This is a genomic window from Providencia alcalifaciens DSM 30120 (assembly GCF_000173415.1).
GTDB lineage: Bacteria > Pseudomonadota > Gammaproteobacteria > Enterobacterales > Enterobacteriaceae > Providencia > Providencia alcalifaciens.
Genome location: NZ_ABXW01000060.1, coordinates 53,124 through 71,057, shown reverse-complemented (window position 1 = coordinate 71,057; position 17,934 = coordinate 53,124). Strand labels below are relative to the sequence as shown.

Genomic DNA, 17,934 nt, shown 5'->3' with positions numbered 1-17,934 from the left:
ATGTTAAGTCCTTATGAATGGGAAGCGATTTACCTAAGTTTAAAAGTTTCCAGTGTGGCGGTGCTATTTAGCTTACCGCTTGGTATTTTAATGGCTTGGGTGTTAGTCCGCTGCCATTTTCCGGGCAAAACATTGCTCGACAGTATCATCCACTTGCCACTGGTGCTACCGCCAGTGGTAGTGGGCTATTTACTGTTAGTCAGCATGGGTAAGCGTGGATTTATTGGCGAGTGGTTGTATGACTGGTTTGGCTTCAGTTTTACATTTAGTTGGCGAGGAGCGGCATTAGCATCAGCCGTGGTGGCATTCCCCCTCATGGTTCGGGCTATTCGCTTAGCGCTCGAAGCGGTAGATAAAAAACTTGAACAAGCCGCTCGAACCCTTGGCGCTAATCCATTAAGGGTATTTTTTACTATTACTATCCCACTATCATTACCCGGGATTATTGTTGGTACTGTCTTAGCGTTTGCTCGTTCTCTCGGGGAATTTGGTGCAACAATTACGTTTGTTTCTAATATTCCGGGGGAAACTCAGACAATCCCATTAGCGATGTACACCTTGATAGAAACGCCCGGAGCAGAAACGGATGCGGCGCGTCTGTGTATTATTGCGATTGTCTTAGCATTAATTTCGTTATTAATTTCAGAATGGCTAACCCGTTGGGGCAAGAAGCGTCTGGGGGTAGCTTAATATGTTAGAACTGAATTTTTCTCAAAAATTGGGTGACTTACAAATGGAAGTTAACACCCAGTTACCGACAGAAAGTATTACTGCCGTTTTTGGTTTATCTGGAGCGGGTAAAACATCCTTAATCAACGTCATTGGCGGATTAACCAAACCAAACAAAGGGCGTATTGTTCTGAATGGACGTACGCTGGTGGATATTGAAAAGGGAATTTGTTTACCCCCCGAAAAACGCCATATTGGGTATGTTTTCCAAGATGCTCGGCTATTTCCTCATTATCGGGTTAAAAGTAATTTGCGCTACGGTATGGCACCGCAAATGAAAGATAAGTTTGATGACATAGTTGAATTACTGGGTATTGAAAAGCTACTTAATCGCTTCCCCATTACGCTTTCTGGCGGAGAAAAACAACGAGTTGCCATTGGGCGAGCATTATTAACGGCGCCAGAAATTTTATTGATGGATGAGCCGCTAGCATCGCTCGATTTGCCGCGTAAGCGAGAATTACTGCCTTATTTAGAAAAATTATCGCAAGACGTTAAAATCCCGATTTTGTATGTTAGCCATAGTCTGGATGAAATTTTGCGCTTGGCGGATAAAGTGATTGTGATGGCGCAGGGTAAAGTTAAAGCATTTGGTCCGCTAGAGGATGTATGGGCGAGTAGCGCATTACGTCCTTGGTTGCAGCAAGAAACCTTGAGTAGTGTATTGAATGTAGAAGTCCACAGCCAGCATCCTGACTACCAAATGACAGCTGTTATGGTGGGAACTCAGAAGCTGTGGATCCCCCGTGTTGATGTTGATAAAAATAGCGCTTTACGATTACGTATCGATGCATCCGATGTCTCTTTAGTGCTTGAAAAACCGTTGATAAGTAGTATTAGAAATATTCTGTCAGCGGAAGTGGTGGAGTGGATAGAGGATGGAGAGCAAGTGGATGTGAAGTTAGATCTGGGCGATGAACACTATTTATGGGCGAGGATCACGCGCTGGGCAAGGGATGAGTTGTCGATTCGTAAAGGGCGTAAGGTATTTGCGCAGGTTAAGTCAATCTCTCTTTCTAAAGGCTCGTCATTCTTCACATCGTAGCATTGTTGACTTCATTCACTTGCCCTAGTCATATACACAAGTATATGCCTAGGGATGAGTGAATTTGTCGCCTAGCGGCAATAAGAATAACTCAGAGCCTTACATTGAGTCGTTTTACAAAACATATTTGCGAATGACTTCGGCGATACCAGGTTCGGTATTCACGCGAGTCACTAATTTCGCTTGCTGCTTGACTTCATCAACAGCGTTGCCCATGGCAACACCTAGACCCGCCGTTGTGAGCATACTTAAATCATTGAAATTATCGCCGAAAGCAACTACATCATTCATACTCATACCTTGGGATTCTACCCATTCTTTCAGGCGTTGACCTTTGCTATTACCTTTACGACCCACATCCACTTGATCTTCCCACGACCATTCGCAATCCAAGTCTAATTCTGACTCAATTTCACGAACAACATCATGTAGGCGTTGGTGATCCGGTGAAGTGACCGCAAATTTCCAAATAGACTCATAATTATTCAGTGCATGAGCAAAATCTTCGATAAACTCGAGGTTTGGACGTTGATTTGGGGGCAAAGATTGTGCCCAATTTAATGTGCGAGTCACACCTTCAGTTTTGGTGTGGTATAGCATGGCATTATCAACATACATTAAGTGTTGGATATCGGAACCGCGCAGTTTATCAATCAGTAAGGCTGCGGAGTCAACCGTCATTGGGTTAGATTTAAGGACTTTTTTGCCTAAATAGTCATACAGGTAGGTACCGTTACAGCAGATGGCAGGGGTATCTAAGTCAAGGGTCTGATAAAACGGATGAATGGCCACATGGTGACGACCTGTCACAATAATGACTTTAACCCCTTGTCGACGGGCTTCATTTAGCACTTCTAGGGATTCAGGCAGAATTTTTTTCTGGTGATCAAGTAGCGTTCCATCGAGATCGAGGGCAATAACACGGTATGACATAAACGACTCCATCAGATTTTTTCGGATTCATTTTAGGGCTTTATGATAACTGAAGTTGATTAGTGTTTATACATTAAACTGTGCGGAGGCGGTTTTTAGCGGTAATTTGATTTTTTTTCGGTATAGTCAATCCATTATTTCATGCTGCTGTTTTTACTATCAATCAAGGAGTCAGGATGGATCAGGTTGTTTATGTTGCCAGCCCAGAAAGCCAACAAATTCACGTTTGGGCAATGAATCAGACTGGAGAACTTTCACTACTGCAAACTGTGAGTACACCGGGACAAGTGCAGCCAATGGTGGTTAGTCACGACAAAAAGCAGTTGTATATTGGGGTGGGGCCTCATCTGAGTGTAGTGACTTATGACATTGAACCTCAAGGCACACTACGTTTTAAAGCACAAACTAGCGTACCAGGTAAACCGGTGCATTTATCGCTGGATAACAGTGGTAAATTTTTATTTGTCCCTTCATATCATCAGCATAACTTAGCGGTGTTGCCGATTGGTTGTGATGGGGTTGCTGGTGCGCCTATTCAAGTGATTGAAGGGCTACGTCATCCACATTCATCGCATATGGATGCGGATAATCAGCAACTTTGGGTGCCATGTTTAGGTGAAGATCACATCCGTTTATTTAATCTGGCAGAAAATGGTTATTTAACCGAAGCCACGGCAGATCAAATTACAACTGCATCGAAGGCAGGTCCACGCCATTTAGCCTTACACCCGAATAAGAGCGTGATCTACTGCCTTAATGAGTTAGATTCAACGATTAACGTTTATCATAAATTTACACGTTACCGTGAAATGCAGAATGTCGCACTGTACCCTGCGGGCAATCAAAGCCAACGTTGGGCGGCAGATATTCATATCACACCAGACGGTCGTCATTTGTATGCGAGTGAGCGTTCAGAAAGTTATTTAAGCCACTATCAAGTTTCAGATAATGGGCGAGAATTAAGCTTGGTAGAACGCTACCCAACAGAGGCGCAACCGCGAGGATTTAATATTGATCCAACCGGTTGTTTCTTAGTGGCGAGTGGGCAAAAATCCGATCATATTTCAGTATCAAAAATTGATCAGATAACGGGGGAATTGACGGAACTAGCACGCTATAAAGCGTCCGCGGGCTGTATGTGGGTCACCTTCCGTTAACGGTTGATGACGATGTCGCTGAGTGGATTGCTCAGCGACATGTTTCGTTACGCCGTGAGCACCTTTTCCATTGCTTGGGTAATTTTACTCAGCTGGTCGGGTTTAATAATATACGGTGGCATAACATAAATGAGTTTGCCAAATGGACGCACCCACACGCCTTCTGCGACAAAAATTTTCTGCAATTCAGCTGTGTTGACGGGATGTTTCATTTCAATGACACCAATCGTTCCGAGCACTCTTACATCATGAACAGAAGGATAATGGGCTAGAGGCAGTAATTCTGTTTTTAGTTGTTCCTCAATTTTTTCAACGGTTTTTTGCCATGGGCTTTCAAGTAATAATTTTACACTGGCATTGGCGACGGCGCACGCTAATGGGTTCCCCATAAAAGTTGGACCATGCATAAAACAGCCGGCTTCCCCGTTACTAATTGTCTCTGCAACATGGCGGGTCGCGATGGTCGCAGAAAGCGTCATATATCCCCCCGTTAAACCTTTACCTAAGCACATGATGTCAGGTGAAATGCCCGCATGTTGGCAAGCAAATAATTTTCCTGTACGACCAAAGCCCGTGGCGATTTCATCTGCGATCAGCAACAAACCATAATGATCACATAGCTCGCGTACGCCTTTGAGATAATTAGGGTGATAAAATCGCATACCTCCCGCACCTTGAACGATAGGTTCGAGGATGATCGCGGCAATATCCCGATGATTTTTAGCAAGTTGTTGTTTGTGTGGCTGAAGATCGCTCTCATTCCATTCATCATGAAAAGCACATTGTGGTGCATCCACAAAAATATGAGGTGGCAAGTAGCCTTTGTATAAACCGTGCATGGAGTTATCAGGATCACAAACCGCCATCGCTCCAAAGGTATCGCCATGGTAACCATGGCGTAGTGTGAGAATACGTTGACGTTTCTCTCCACGCGCTTGCCAGTATTGCAATGCCATTTTGAGGGAAACTTCGACAGCAACTGAGCCTGAATCAGCAAGAAAAACGCATTCTAATGGCTCTGGCGTTATCTCGACGAGTTGTTTACATAGTGCAATGGCGGGTGGATGAGTAATACCACCGAACATCACGTGGGACATTTTACCAAGCTGCTCAATGACAGCTTGATTCAACACTGGGTGATTATAACCATGCAGTGTTGACCACCATGACGACATTCCATCAATCAATCTTTTTCCATCCTCCATAATGAGCTCAGCGCCTTCTGCGGCAACGATTGGGTAGGCTGGAATCGGGTGGCTCATTGAGGTGTATGGGTGCCAAATATGTTTGGTGTCAAAAGCAATATCACAACTGTCCATCTTTCTTTATCGTCAACTTTTTTTAGATCATTTAGTTGACATGATAATCGCAATATTTAAACTGGCAACAACTTTTTCAACTGGAGAGATCCTGTGAGCCAATTAAAACAATGCTCAGTAAAAAACTGGACAATAAAACAAGCTAATGAACTGTTTTCAATGCCATTTTTTGAATTGTTATTTCAAGCACAGCAAGTACATCGCCAACATTTTGACCCGCAACAAGTGCAAGTGAGTACATTGTTGTCAATCAAAACAGGGGCTTGTCCTGAAGATTGTAAGTATTGCGCTCAGAGTGCGCGATATAAAACAGGTTTAGAAACTGAGCGTTTGATGGAAGTTCAGCAGGTCGTTGAATCGGCAAAAAAAGCCAAAAATGCAGGTTCAACGCGTTTTTGTATGGGCGCTGCATGGCGTAATCCAAAAGAGCGCGATATGCCGTATTTGGAGATGATGGTCAAAGAAGTTAAAGCGCTTGGAATGGAAACTTGTATGACTCTCGGCATGATTGATGATTCACAAGCCGGTCGTTTAGCGGATGCAGGGCTGGATTACTATAACCATAACCTAGATACCTCGCCGGAATATTATGGCAACATCATTACCACACGGACTTATCAAGACCGTTTAGATACGTTAGATAATGTGCGTAATGCCGGAATTAAGGTTTGCTCAGGCGGTATCTTAGGTTTAGGTGAAAAAGTCAGTGATCGCGCTGCACTGTTAGTGCAATTGGCAAATCTTCCAAAACCACCGGAAAGTGTGCCAATCAATATGCTGATGAAAGTCGAAGGCACGCCAATGGCGGATAATGAGGATGTAGACCCATTTGATTTTATCCGTACGATTGCGGTAGCACGGATCATGATGCCAAGTTCTTATGTACGTCTATCTGCTGGGCGCGAGCATATGAATGAACAGACTCAGGCTCTGTGTTTTATGGCGGGTGCAAACTCTGTTTTCTACGGTTGCAAACTGTTAACGACGCCAAACCCTGATGAAAATAAAGATATCGCACTGTTTAAAAAACTGAATATTAATCCTGAGCGTATTGAAACCCATGAGGGTGATAATGTGCAGGCGGTTAAACTGGCTGAAACCCTGTTAACCGCGGATAACAATCAGTTCTATAATGCGGCAGTCTAATGAGCTGGCAATCGTTTATTGGCGATCAATTGCAGAAGCGTAAAGACGCTTCTGCATGGCGCGAACGCCGCTGTATTGAAAAAAGTTCTGGTAGGACAGTAGATTATCAAGGGAAAAATTACCTTAATTTTTCTTCAAATGACTATCTAGGATTGAGCCAACACCCTGAGATTATTCGTGCATGGCAGCAAGGTGCACAGATCTACGGTGTGGGCAGTGGCGGCTCAGGGCATATCACGGGCTTCACTCAAGCGCACCAAGATGCAGAGCAAAAATTAGCTGACTGGTTGGGGTATCCTCGCGCGATTCTGTTTATTTCAGGCTTTGCGGCGAATCATGCACTTATTACTGCCTTAATGACGGCGGAAGATCGTATTTTAGCCGATAGGCTCAGCCATGCTTCTCTCCTTGAAGGAGCGATTCACTCCCAAGCACAGTTGCGGCGTTTTAGTCACAATAGTGTTGATTCCCTAGAAAAATTAATTAGCAAACCCCATTCATCGAAAACTTTAGTGGTCACTGAAGGGGTCTTTAGTATGGATGGGGACAGCGCACCACTGGATAAATTACAAACGGTAGCACATTCCCATAATGCATGGTTGATGGTGGATGATGCCCATGGACTCGGTATCTGTGGTGCTCAAGGTCGCGGCAGCTGTGATGACTATGGTATTAAGCCTGATATTTTGGTTGCAACGTTTGGCAAAGCAGTTGGTGTGAGTGGCGCGGCAGTCCTGTGCGATGAGCAGACCGCCGATTTTCTTATTCAAGCAGCTCGTCATCTTATTTACAGCACGTCAATGCCACCCGCGCAAGCTGTGGCTATCTCAGCAGCGGTGGAACAAATCCAGCAAGCTGATGCTCAACGGTGTCAGTTGCAGAACAACATTCGCTATTTTAGACGTCAACTCAATTTACCGGATATGCAGCTGGTGGACTCTAATACGGCAATTCAGCCACTCATCGTGGGTGATAACCAAAAAAGCCTGCAATTGTCACAATTTTTACGTGAAAAAGGGATTTGGGTTCAGGCGATTAGACCACCAACCGTTCCTCCAGGCAGTGCCAGGTTGCGAATCACATTAAGTGCTGCTCATCAGCAAAGGGATATCGACAAATTATTGGAGGCGCTCAATGAGTTTGTCTTTGTGTCATGACGAGAATAAAGCGTCACAAAATCTTCGAGAAAAAACCAAAATTGCCACCGCATTTGGACGAGCTGCACCACGCTACGATGCATTAGCCAATTACCAACAAAATAGTGGTAAACAGTTATTGGGTTTCATTGAGGATCACGCTTTAGCAGAAATACCCTTAGAACCTCTTCAGGTACTAGATGCTGGATGCGGTACGGGATTTTTTAGCCAAATACTCCAAGCGCGTGGTGCTTATGTGACTGCGCTTGATCTCTCTGTCGGTATGCTGGAGGTGGCAAAAAATAAACAAGCCGCACATCGATACGTCTGTGGGGATATGGATGCGCTTCCTTTTGCGGATGCCTCGTTTGATTGGGTATTTTCAAATTTGGCTATCCAATGGTGCCAGAATTTACCTCATGCACTCAGCGAGTTGTATCGTGTAACAAAGCCGGGTGGCGTAGTGGGATTTACCACATTAGCGGAGCACTCTTTAGGGGAGCTAGCCCAAGCTTGGCAAACCCTTGATGATGACCCCCATGTTAACCGTTTTCTCGCCTATTCACAGATTGTTGAAGACTGCCAATCATGGCGTTGCCAGCTTTATCAACAAGCAGACACGCTCTATTTTTCTAATCTCATTGAATTACTCAATTCAGTGAAAGGTATTGGTGCAACTCATTTAACCGCAGGACGCCAAGCAGGGCTGATGACGCGCCAGCGTTTGCAGCGATTAAGCGCGGTGTACCCAATGGCGGATAAAGGATTGCCATTAACCTATCAAACTGTATTTGGAATTATGTATCGTGACTAAAACGTATTTTGTAACCGGAACGGATACCGAAATCGGTAAGACGATGTCGAGTTGTGCATTATTACAAGCTGCAAATCTTCAAGGATTGAAGACGGTGGGGTATAAGCCTGTTGCTTCAGGAAGCGAAATGACGCTAGACGGTTTGCGTAATAGTGATGCATTACAGCTTCAGGCAAATAGCAGCGTCAAAGTACCCTATGAGCAAATCAATCCCATCATTTTTGAAGCACCAACTTCACCACATATTGTGAGTGAAAAAACAGGTACCCCGATTGAATTTTCAGTGATGACTCGCGGGTTAAAGCAGCTACAAGAATATGCTGAGTGGGTATTAGTCGAAGGTGCAGGAGGATGGTATACACCGCTTTCGACTGAGAAAACTTACGCAGATTGGGTAGTAGAGCAGCAATTACCAGTGATCCTCGTGGTAGGAGTGAAATTAGGATGCATCAATCATGCCGTACTCACTGCACAAGCGATACAAGCCGCAGGGTTATCTTTAGTGGGATGGATTGCCAATGAAGTCCAGCCTGCGGGCACTTATCAACACGAATATCTCGCTGCACTTAAACGTATGATCGAAGCGCCCTGCTTGGGGATCATTCCTTATATTGAAGACCAATCAACGGCGTCTTTAGGTCAATATTTAGATCTTTATGGACTTTAATTTCCGCGAAAACCCTCTAGGCAGTTTGTTCTAGGGGGAGGACTCTTTTTTTTGTGTTTTTAACGATCTTTTTTAACGTTAATGATCCTTTTTTTGTCAAGTTTCATAGGGAAAATACTAAGTAGTTTCCGTAAAAAAACAGAAAATATTTCTTTTGTCACGAATAGAGAGCAAAAATACTTTCATCATTTCGCCATATTTCTGTCATTTCATGGGTAAATGGCAAAATGAGCACGTTACGGGAATGCATGAGGGGGAAGGGCTCCCAGAGTTATCCACTATTTCTGTGGATAACCTTGTGAATTAACATTCAAAAACCATTGTGATGCTAGGTGACAAGCGGCTTTGCCTTTATTTGATGTGATTCTGGGCTTTTATGAAATTTCTTTTAAATACAAATAATTAAGTAAAATCAAGCGTTCTGTTTAGATTTGCGTTAAAGCTAAAAAACCCAAAAGCATAAAATATCTGGTTTTAAAAAGGTCAAGTTTTATTTTGGGGATAACATTTTCGTAAATAGATTTCAACCTCATAAAAAGGAAATTTATCTTCAGCACTTGAAGCTGGTTTTTTATCCAGTATCATAGGCAAGAGATTATTAAAGAGGCATAACTATGAGCAAGGATTTTAAACTGTATTCTGATTTCCAGCCTGCGGGTGATCAGCCCGAGGCGATTCGTAAATTAAGAGAAGGGTTAGAAGATGGACTTGCTCATCAAACCTTACTAGGGGTTACGGGGTCAGGTAAAACGTTTACGATTGCTAATGTTATCGCTCAAGAAAATCGCCCAACCATGTTGATGGCGCATAATAAAACATTGGCAGCGCAGCTATATAGCGAAATGAAAGCCTTCTTCCCTGAAAATGCAGTGGAATATTTCGTTTCTTATTACGATTATTATCAACCAGAAGCCTATGTCCCCAGCTCAGATACCTTTATTGAAAAAGATGCTTCAGTAAACGAACATATTGAACAAATGCGTTTGTCTGCAACAAAAGCCTTGCTTGAACGTCGTGATGTCATTGTTGTGGCATCGGTGTCGGCAATTTATGGATTGGGTGACCCCGATAGCTACTTGAAAATGATGCTGCATCTGACTGATGGCATGATTATCGACCAACGTTCTATTTTGCGCCGCCTTGCTGACCTGCAATATACCCGCAATGACCAAGCGTTTACGCGAGGAACATTCCGAGTTCGCGGTGAAGTGATTGATATTTTCCCTGCTGAATCCGATGAATATGCACTGCGAGTCGAGCTCTTTGATGAAGAAGTCGAGCGTTTATCGCTATTTGACCCATTAACAGGGGCGATTCAACATCGTGTTCCTCGTTTTACCGTATACCCTAAAACGCACTATGTAACGCCAAGAGAGCGTATTCTGGAAGCGATGGAGAATATCAAGGTTGAGCTAGCGGACAGGCGCAGAGTGCTGTTAGAAAATAATAAATTATTAGAAGAACAGCGAATTACTCAGCGAACTCAGTTTGATTTAGAAATGATGAGTGAGCTGGGGTATTGCTCGGGAATTGAAAACTACTCACGTTATTTATCGGGTCGAGCACCAGGTGAACCACCTCCGACATTATTTGACTATTTACCCGCGGATGGTTTATTGGTGGTGGATGAGTCCCATGTGACTATTCCGCAAATAGGCGCTATGTACAAAGGGGACCGGTCGCGTAAAGAAACATTAGTAGAATACGGTTTCCGACTTCCCTCCGCGTTAGATAACCGTCCTATGCGCTTTGAAGAATTTGAAGCTTTGGCGCCGCAAACTATCTATGTCTCTGCAACGCCTGGTAACTATGAGTTGGATAAATCAGGGCAGGAAGTCATTGAGCAGGTAGTGAGACCAACAGGACTCCTTGACCCTCTTATTGAAGTGCGCCCAGTAGCGACTCAAGTGGATGATTTACTCTCTGAAATTCGTATTCGTGTCCAAAAACAGGAACGCGTATTGGTGACCACATTAACCAAACGAATGGCGGAAGATCTTACTGAATATTTAGAAGAGCATGGGGAGCGTGTACGTTACTTGCACTCGGATATTGATACCGTCGAGCGTGTCGAAATTATTCGTGATTTGCGTCTTGGCGAATTTGATGTGCTAGTGGGAATCAACTTACTGCGAGAAGGTTTGGATATGCCTGAAGTTTCGCTGGTTGCGATTCTTGATGCAGACAAAGAAGGCTTCTTACGTTCAGAGCGTTCATTGATTCAAACCATTGGTCGTGCGGCACGTAACTTGAATGGTAAAGCGATTCTGTATGGAGACAGAATCACTAACTCGATGGGGAAAGCCATTGCCGAAACTGAACGACGTCGCGCGAAACAGATGGCGTTTAACGAAGCTCACGGCATTATTCCTCAAGGCTTAAATAAGAAAGTAGGGGATATCCTACAAATTGGTCATAAAGTGGGTGGTAAAGGCAAGGGACGCAGTAAAGAAAGTATTAAAGATGAATCTGCACTGAATGTGCAATCCATGTCAACCAAAGAGTTGGAACAGCGTATTTCTCAATTAGAATCGCAAATGTATAAGCATGCGCAAGATTTGGAATTCGAGGCAGCTGCACGGGTGCGTGATGAATTACAAATTCTACGTAACCAATTTATCGCCAATTCGTAATTAACAATAAATTGTAAAGGCAGCGCTCAGTATTTTGCTGAGGGCTGCCTTATTCATTACTGACTGGGATTACGCGTTAGCTAATTGACCATTGGTTAACACTTCTTGGCGATTACGCTCAAGTTCAAGCGCGCCCAAGTGTGACAATACACAGAAAATAATGCAGCAGACGATTCCACCTAGCAGTAAATAGAAGCCTGCATGCCAACCCATACGGTCAACTACGAAACCAAACAGGCTTGTTCCCAATGTTGCGCCAAGAATATAGCTCATGAAGCCACGTAACCCTACCGCTGAACCGACAGCAAAGCTTGGGACAATTTCCATGGTTTGAACCGATGCGAGAAATTGAGGTACATAGATTAAGCAACCAACAACAGCCGCAAAAAATGTCACGACAGCTAATGATTGGCTCTGCCAGTAACCAATAAGGCAGAAGAAAATCAGCGTCATACAAACGATAGCTAATGGCATTCTACGGCCTTTGAATAGCTTGTCTGTTAACCAACCCGCTAATAAAGTGGATGGAATAGCTGCCCATTCGAAGAATAAAAACGCCACACTCATTTGATCTTTGGAGAAGTTCTTCTCTGTCAGTAAATAGATAGGTAACCAACTGATCACACCGAAACGTACCATATACACAAATACGTCAACAAAGGAGATATACCAAGCATTCTTGTTTTTTAGTACGTAAGTGCAGAAGATTTGGAATGCACTCATGTTCTCTGGTGATTTCTCTTTCTGGGCAGAGGTCAGAATGACTTTTTCTTCTGGCATCATTTGGTCAAGTGCGGGTAAACCCTCTTGTTTTGGTGAGCCTTTACCTAATACTAATACGACAGCAGCAAACAGAATGGCAATGCATGCAGGTACCATGTAGCTGGCGCTTTGCCAGTGCTCTGTTCCTAATACCGCAAATGCGGCACCGACGATTGGGGCAACAATACCGCCACCGACGTTATGAGAAATATTCCAAAATGCGCCAATACGTCCACGCTCACGACGAGGGAACCAGTTAGCGATGGTGATAAATGAAGGTCCAACCCCCATACCTTGGAACATCCCATTGAGGACAACAAACCCAGCAAATAACCAAAAGGCATTACTGAATCCCATTCCGAAGTTGACGATAGCGCATAAGATCAAACCGAAAGCCATGAACGCTTTTGGGCTCGCTTTGTCTGCAAGGCTACTCATCACCCCTTTACTGATCCCATAAGCAATCAGCATACAGCTGGTTAATAGACCAATTTGTGTCGTACTTAAATCTAAGTTTTCTTTTAAATAAGGGGTAGAGAGCGTGAAGTTATTACGAACAATGTAATAAGCTAAATAACCTAAGAAAACGCTGAGCAGAGCTTGTACCCGATAACGTTTATAGGTAGTAGGAACTTTTTCTGGTGCAATTTGTTTTTTTGCCGTGGCTGGCTTTAAAAATGACAGCATAGGTTCACCTGTGAAATAAAGTAAAAAGAAATTCCCTGATGTTTTTGTCGTTTTATTTCTGACAGGGTCATCATGTTCTTGTTGAAAAAATATCGCAATATGAAGGATTTGGGTCAAAATTGACCCAATTTTGCATAGTTATGCGTCAATTTGACTCATTCGAAAATTAACGAGAATGCATTTCAAAAAATGAACAACTAAAGGTTGATTTAATCGCCTAACAATGAGAATAAAGCGGGTATGTGTTGCGATGAGCCTATAAATCCGAAAAGGGTAAAATTTGTCTCAAATGCGATTTTTGGCAAACTCGAACTATTGTTACTTTCTTTGATATGAATCACATCTACCCAGGGGATGACTACTCTAATGAGATCAATAATACAAATTCGTCCACTGATAACTTCGCTGTGTTTGTTCATCGTGATGCTCAATGGCATGGGAAATAGTTATGCGAAAAGTGATGAGTTAGTGATAGCAACGACATTTTCACCTGAAGCGACACAGGCTATTGTCACAAATTGGAATGCGCGAGCAGATGCAATACCCATTCGCACCATTAACCGTACAAGTGCCTCATTAGAGCGTTTACTGGACACGGAAGCGTTGGAGAATGTCGACTTAATACTGACGTCATCACCGATGCTAATGCATCATTTACAGCAGCATAATCGATTGAGTGCACTACCTGAGATCCCCGAATACTCACAGCGTTTAATTCCATCATCATTAAGAGGCTCGGTCGCTGCGGTTGCATTCTCCGGATATGGCATTTTGACTAACCGTAAATGGATGGAGCAAAATCAGTTACCTATTCCAAAGACATGGGATGACCTTACCAATAGTCAGTATCAAGGTTCATTGTTGATCAGTAGCCCATCGCGCTCGGATACTTACCACTTAATGATTGAATCGCTATTACAGCAGCGAGGATGGGAAGATGGATGGCACATTTTGCTTGGCATGTCGGGAAACTTAGCTACCGTATCCTCCCGCAGTTTTGGTGTTGCCGATAAAATAAAAGTTGGGCTTGGTGGTGCGGCCCCGATTATTGATAATTACGCGAATGTGTTGCTGTCCGATCCTGAACTTGAATTTCATTATCTTCCTGATTCTGCAACATCCCCGACATTTATTGCGATCACTCGCCATAGTTTGACGCCTGAAAAGTCACGTCAACTGATTGATTTTTTACTCAGTGAACAAGGGCAAAAAATTTTTGCAGACAGCAGCACAGGAAAATATCCAGTCACACCGCTTGAGGATAATAACCCTCGGAAAGCACAACAGAGCAAGTTGTTAGATTCTCCTAAACCATTAGATGTCCACTTAGTGTTGCAGCGTCAACGGTTAGTTCAGCAATTATTTGATGCAGCGATTACATTCCGTTTAACGGAATCCAAAGATGCATGGCGTGCGGTGTATATGGCGGAAGCTAAATTAAAGCGTCCGTTACCCGACGTGCGGGCTTTACTGACTGCAATGCCTGTCAGTGCTAAGGAGAGTGAAGATCCGGCTTATTACTCGCGTTTTGAAGATAGCCGTAAAGCGGAAGAAGAGTATATGCGCTGGCAGCGCTTTTTTCAGGAACAGCAGCGCCAAGCAATTAGCGAGTTGGAAGCTATCAAATGAAAATATCGATAAGTAGTTTGATGGGACGCTTTAGTATCACTGCCATTTTACGCGGGGCATTTATCACTGGCGCATTAATGACGGTGATTGTGAGCTGCGTCAGCCTGTATGCATGGCAAGAGCAAAATAAACAGATTCGTTATGCGCTTGGGGACTATTTTCCCAAAATGCAGGCTTCATTTTTGATTGAAGGGCAGCTGAATACATTAGTGAATGAGTTAAATGAATTTTTAAAAGCGCCGAATACCGCCACGCGATTACAACTACGCAATCAAATTACCGCCCATCTATCGCAAATCGAAGCGTTTAATCAACAGTTAAATGGGCAAGACCAGCAGCAGATAGCCATGATTTTGTCGCAAAGTCAGGATCTATTACAGCGGCTGGATAAAGCGCTTTATACCCTGTTTTTAGCACGAGAAAAGACCAACACACTCTCTGCACGGATCAACTGGCTACATGATGATTTTAATACCGAATTAAACTCGTTATCCCAAGATATCAGCCTACAGCAAGGTTCTTTGTTGGATAAAATTGAGCAAGACCCTCGCCAAGCGAAGGGATTACAAAGTCGATTACGTAATGTTCAAGGTGAACTGCAATTAATTTATACGCTGGCGCGTTTAGAAGAGCAGATCACGAATATTTTGACTGGGCGCTTAAAAGATATTCAAGGCGATAGTTCCCTCGATGACCCTGTTGATGTTGGTGGATACGCACGTTATTTAGGCTATTTAAAAACCAACTTATCGGCAAATGAAGAAGCGTTGAGTTTATACCCAAGTTCAGTCACGCTACGCCAAACGATTGATGAGCTATTGGATATCGGACTTTCTGACAATCAAATGTTGGAGGTGCTGCAAAACTACCAGACGGCGAAGATAGCGCTCAGTGAAGTGACGAAGGAGAAAGAGCGTATCTTGGCAAGTTTTCGCAACCAACTTGATGTACAGCTAGGCAGTAGCCACTTCCAGTTGCAGACATTAAACCAGCGTTTAGCGAATATTATGTCGTGGAGTGGCACGATTATCATTATCACCGCAGGGTTAGCCTTACTCTTAGTGTTGTTGTTCAATATGTTGTTTATTCGCCCTCGATTAGTGAAACGTTTTACGGCATTAAACCAAGCGGTTGCTCGGATCAGTATCGGGGATCTTACGACCACGATCCCTGTAGAAGGACGTGACGAATTAGGGCGGATAGGCACATTATTACAGCGCAGTATTGCGCAAATAAATCAACAAAAAAATCAATTAGAGCAAGAGATTGCAGAGCGTAAGGCAATTGAGAAAAACTTACGGACAACACAAAATGAATTGATTCAAACGGCAAAACTCGCCGTTGTCGGGCAGACAATGACCACATTAGCCCATGAAATTAACCAACCTTTGAATGCACTCTCTATGCATTTATTTATGGCGAAGAAAGGGTTGCCAGAACAAGAGTGTGAAGCCACATTAATGGCGCTAAATAAATCGGAGCAGCTGGTTGCGCGCATGGATGGCATCGTGCGTTCTCTTCGTCAATTTGCCCGTAAACGTGATGATAACGAACAGCTACAACCTATCAGCTTACGCCAATCTATTCAAAGTGCTTGGGACGTCCTGCGTTTACAACATAAAACGCGTAAGGTTATGCTGAGTTACCCTGATGTTTTACCTCAAGTCTTAGGAGATGAGATCGGTATTCAGCAAGTGCTGGTGAATTTGTTATCGAACGCCCTTGATGCGAGTCCGCAGAACGCAGAAATCACCATTGATTACAGTGAAGCTGCCGACAAACTGACGCTGACGTTATGTGATAACGGGGGCGGGTGGCCATTACATTTAGCTGATACGTTAATGAAGCCTTTTACCACAAGTAAGGAAATCGGTCTTGGGGTGGGGCTATCTATCAGCCAATCGATTATGCAACAAATTGGTGGTGAGCTGCGTATCGCTTCAACATTGCGCGGAAATGGATGTGTAATTTTAGAATTTAAGAAGGTACTTGAAGATGCTTGATGATAACCATGACATATTGCTGATTGATGATGATAAGGATGTATTGGAAGCGTACTGTCTATTACTCGCTCAAGCTGGGTATCGAGTTTATGCTTGCGATAATCCATTAACGGCAAAAGAGTTAGTTCACCGAGACTGGTGCGGTATTGTGCTCAGTGATGTGTGTATGCCCGAATGTTCGGGGATCGAGCTCATGTCGTTGTTTTTGTCAAAAGATAAACATCTTCCCATGGTGTTGATTACGGGTCATGGGGATGTCCCGATGGCGGTTGAAGCCGTCAAAATGGGAGCATGGGATTTTTTACAAAAGCCGGTTAATCCAGAGTATCTGTTAGAGCAAGTTTCAAAAGCATTGGCGGCGCGTAAGCAGCGGGTACTGCAACGTCGCTGGGGAAAAAATCAATGGCAGCTTAACTTTGTGGGAATTAGTGAGTGGTCACAGCAGATTCGTGGGCAGCTTCAAGGATTATCTGAAACACTTGCCGCCGTTTTTTTGCAAGGGGAATTGGGCAGTGGTCGCACTTATTTGGCGCGTTACTTGCATCAAATCAGTACGCATCAACAAGCGCCTTTAGTCATCAAAACACTTCTTAGCGACCAAGAAGCTCCAGTAGAAATGTGGGTGAAAGAGGCTCAATCAGGCACCTTGGTGATTAAAAATATTGAGTTACTTCCGGTTAATCAGCAACGTTATCTTGTTCAACATTTGCAGCAAGACCCGCGGGGATTTCGTTTAATTGGTATTTCTGAGCAGCCATTGCTTATTTTAGCTAAGCAGCAGCAAATTATTGCTGAGCTCTACTATTATTTTTCGTTAACTCAAGTGAATTGCTTACCGTTATCTCAGCGTAAAGCGGATATTCCCGTTTTGTTCCAGCATTATTTAGAGCTTGCCTGCATACGATTGAATCAAGATTTGCCTGAATTAGATGAATCCTTTATGAAAAAACTCAGTCGTCGTCATTGGCCTGGAAATGTCACTGAATTAGCGAATGCCGCAGAGTTGTACGCGGTAGGTATTATGCCTATGGGGGAAACGGCAAACCCATTATTAACATCGGTAGCACCGACAGCATTAGATCAGCAAATTGAAAACTATGAGCGCCAAATTATTACGGAAGCACTAAATATTCATCAAGGGCGAATTAATGATGTTTCGGAATATTTGCAAATGCCGCGTAAAAAATTGTATTTACGGATGAAAAAGTATGGATTGGATAAGCATCATTACCGAACGTAAGATGAGCTAATGAAGCTACAGGTATTAACCTGTA

14 protein-coding genes are annotated in these 17,934 nt (G+C 43.5%); 11 read left to right on the top strand and 3 right to left on the bottom strand.

Annotation, left to right across the window (positions count from 1 at the left end; genetic code table 11):
• Together modB and modC are read left to right on the top strand one after the other, a co-directional pair.
• A complete protein-coding gene (gene modB / locus PROVALCAL_RS15115; RefSeq protein ID WP_006660191.1) occupies positions 1 to 690 on the top strand; it encodes a molybdate ABC transporter permease subunit in 690 nt (229 codons plus the stop codon).
• A gap of 1 nt (position 691) precedes the next feature.
• Positions 692 to 1,774, top strand: a complete 1,083-nt coding sequence (modC, locus tag PROVALCAL_RS15110; RefSeq protein WP_006660190.1) for a molybdenum ABC transporter ATP-binding protein ModC — start codon at positions 692 to 694, stop codon at positions 1,772 to 1,774.
• Between the two features lie 114 nt (positions 1,775 to 1,888).
• Here modC and PROVALCAL_RS15105 read toward each other — a convergent pair whose 3' ends face one another.
• Positions 1,889 to 2,707 (bottom strand): pyridoxal phosphatase, encoded by an 819-nt coding sequence (locus PROVALCAL_RS15105; protein WP_006662294.1) that lies wholly within the window; start codon positions 2,705 to 2,707, stop codon positions 1,889 to 1,891.
• 176 nt (positions 2,708 to 2,883) lie between these two features.
• Here PROVALCAL_RS15105 and pgl point away from each other — a divergent pair, with 176 nt between their 5' ends.
• Positions 2,884 to 3,864 (top strand): 6-phosphogluconolactonase, encoded by a 981-nt coding sequence (gene pgl, locus PROVALCAL_RS15100; RefSeq protein WP_006660188.1) that lies wholly within the window; start codon positions 2,884 to 2,886, stop codon positions 3,862 to 3,864.
• A gap of 47 nt (positions 3,865 to 3,911) precedes the next feature.
• On the opposite strand, the gene bioA is transcribed toward pgl, so the two are convergent.
• Positions 3,912 to 5,183: an adenosylmethionine--8-amino-7-oxononanoate transaminase gene (gene bioA, locus PROVALCAL_RS15095; protein ID WP_006660187.1), complete on the bottom strand. Its 1,272-nt coding sequence runs from the start codon at positions 5,181 to 5,183 to the stop codon at positions 3,912 to 3,914.
• Between the two features lie 159 nt (positions 5,184 to 5,342).
• Between bioA and bioB the strand changes: the two genes are divergently transcribed.
• The 5 genes from bioB (at position 5,343) to uvrB (ending at position 11,579) form a co-directional block, all read left to right on the top strand.
• Complete coding sequence (gene bioB / locus PROVALCAL_RS15090) at positions 5,343 to 6,329, top strand: biotin synthase BioB (protein ID WP_048654629.1); 987 nt, start codon at positions 5,343 to 5,345, stop codon at positions 6,327 to 6,329.
• Positions 6,329 to 7,486, top strand: a complete 1,158-nt coding sequence (gene bioF / locus PROVALCAL_RS15085; RefSeq protein WP_006660185.1) for an 8-amino-7-oxononanoate synthase — start codon at positions 6,329 to 6,331, stop codon at positions 7,484 to 7,486. The genes bioB and bioF overlap by 1 nt, the downstream gene beginning before the upstream one ends.
• Positions 7,464 to 8,279, top strand: a complete 816-nt coding sequence (bioC, locus tag PROVALCAL_RS15080; protein WP_006660184.1) for a malonyl-ACP O-methyltransferase BioC — start codon at positions 7,464 to 7,466, stop codon at positions 8,277 to 8,279. The genes bioF and bioC overlap by 23 nt, the downstream gene beginning before the upstream one ends.
• Positions 8,272 to 8,946, top strand: a complete 675-nt coding sequence (gene bioD, locus PROVALCAL_RS15075) for a dethiobiotin synthase (RefSeq protein WP_006660183.1) — start codon at positions 8,272 to 8,274, stop codon at positions 8,944 to 8,946. The genes bioC and bioD overlap by 8 nt, the downstream gene beginning before the upstream one ends.
• Before the next feature lie 614 nt (positions 8,947 to 9,560).
• Entirely contained in the window at positions 9,561 to 11,579 is a 2,019-nt protein-coding gene (uvrB, locus tag PROVALCAL_RS15070) for an excinuclease ABC subunit UvrB (RefSeq protein WP_006660182.1), read from the top strand.
• A gap of 69 nt (positions 11,580 to 11,648) precedes the next feature.
• Here uvrB and pgtP read toward each other — a convergent pair whose 3' ends face one another.
• On the bottom strand, positions 11,649 to 13,028 hold the full coding sequence (gene pgtP / locus PROVALCAL_RS15065; protein ID WP_006662289.1) for a phosphoglycerate transporter PgtP: 1,380 nt from the start codon (positions 13,026 to 13,028) through the stop codon (positions 11,649 to 11,651).
• A 423-nt stretch (positions 13,029 to 13,451) separates the two neighbouring features.
• Between pgtP and PROVALCAL_RS15060 the strand changes: the two genes are divergently transcribed.
• Genes PROVALCAL_RS15060 through pgtA form a run of 3 tightly spaced genes read left to right on the top strand, consistent with a single transcriptional unit; the run spans position 13,452 to position 17,900 of the window.
• On the top strand, positions 13,452 to 14,657 hold the full coding sequence (locus PROVALCAL_RS15060; protein WP_006660180.1) for an ABC transporter substrate-binding protein: 1,206 nt from the start codon (positions 13,452 to 13,454) through the stop codon (positions 14,655 to 14,657).
• Complete coding sequence (gene pgtB / locus PROVALCAL_RS15055; protein WP_006660179.1) at positions 14,654 to 16,660, top strand: two-component system sensor histidine kinase PgtB; 2,007 nt, start codon at positions 14,654 to 14,656, stop codon at positions 16,658 to 16,660. Before PROVALCAL_RS15060 ends, pgtB begins: the two co-directional genes overlap by 4 nt.
• A complete protein-coding gene (gene pgtA / locus PROVALCAL_RS15050) occupies positions 16,653 to 17,900 on the top strand; it encodes a two-component system response regulator PgtA (RefSeq protein WP_006660178.1) in 1,248 nt (415 codons plus the stop codon). The genes pgtB and pgtA overlap by 8 nt, the downstream gene beginning before the upstream one ends.
• Positions 17,901 to 17,934: the final 34 nt, after the last annotated feature.

Excerpts from the sequence above, each read along its gene's own strand:
- pgtA (WP_006660178.1), top strand. The coding sequence starts at position 16,653 with ATGCTTGATGATAACCATGACATATTGCTGATTGATGATGATAAGGAT.
- bioF (WP_006660185.1), top strand. The coding sequence starts at position 6,329 with ATGAGCTGGCAATCGTTTATTGGCGATCAATTGCAGAAGCGTAAAGAC.
- PROVALCAL_RS15105 (WP_006662294.1), bottom strand. The coding sequence starts at position 2,707 with ATGTCATACCGTGTTATTGCCCTCGATCTCGATGGAACGCTACTTGAT.
- bioB (WP_048654629.1), top strand. The coding sequence starts at position 5,343 with ATGCCATTTTTTGAATTGTTATTTCAAGCACAGCAAGTACATCGCCAA.
- pgtP (WP_006662289.1), bottom strand. The coding sequence starts at position 13,028 with ATGCTGTCATTTTTAAAGCCAGCCACGGCAAAAAAACAAATTGCACCA.
- pgl (WP_006660188.1), top strand. The coding sequence starts at position 2,884 with ATGGATCAGGTTGTTTATGTTGCCAGCCCAGAAAGCCAACAAATTCAC.
- bioC (WP_006660184.1), top strand. The coding sequence starts at position 7,464 with ATGAGTTTGTCTTTGTGTCATGACGAGAATAAAGCGTCACAAAATCTT.
- pgtB (WP_006660179.1), top strand. The coding sequence starts at position 14,654 with ATGAAAATATCGATAAGTAGTTTGATGGGACGCTTTAGTATCACTGCC.
- modB (WP_006660191.1), top strand. The coding sequence starts at position 1 with ATGTTAAGTCCTTATGAATGGGAAGCGATTTACCTAAGTTTAAAAGTT.
- bioA (WP_006660187.1), bottom strand. The coding sequence starts at position 5,183 with ATGGACAGTTGTGATATTGCTTTTGACACCAAACATATTTGGCACCCA.
- PROVALCAL_RS15060 (WP_006660180.1), top strand. The coding sequence starts at position 13,452 with ATGCTCAATGGCATGGGAAATAGTTATGCGAAAAGTGATGAGTTAGTG.
- uvrB (WP_006660182.1), top strand. The coding sequence starts at position 9,561 with ATGAGCAAGGATTTTAAACTGTATTCTGATTTCCAGCCTGCGGGTGAT.
- modC (WP_006660190.1), top strand. The coding sequence starts at position 692 with ATGTTAGAACTGAATTTTTCTCAAAAATTGGGTGACTTACAAATGGAA.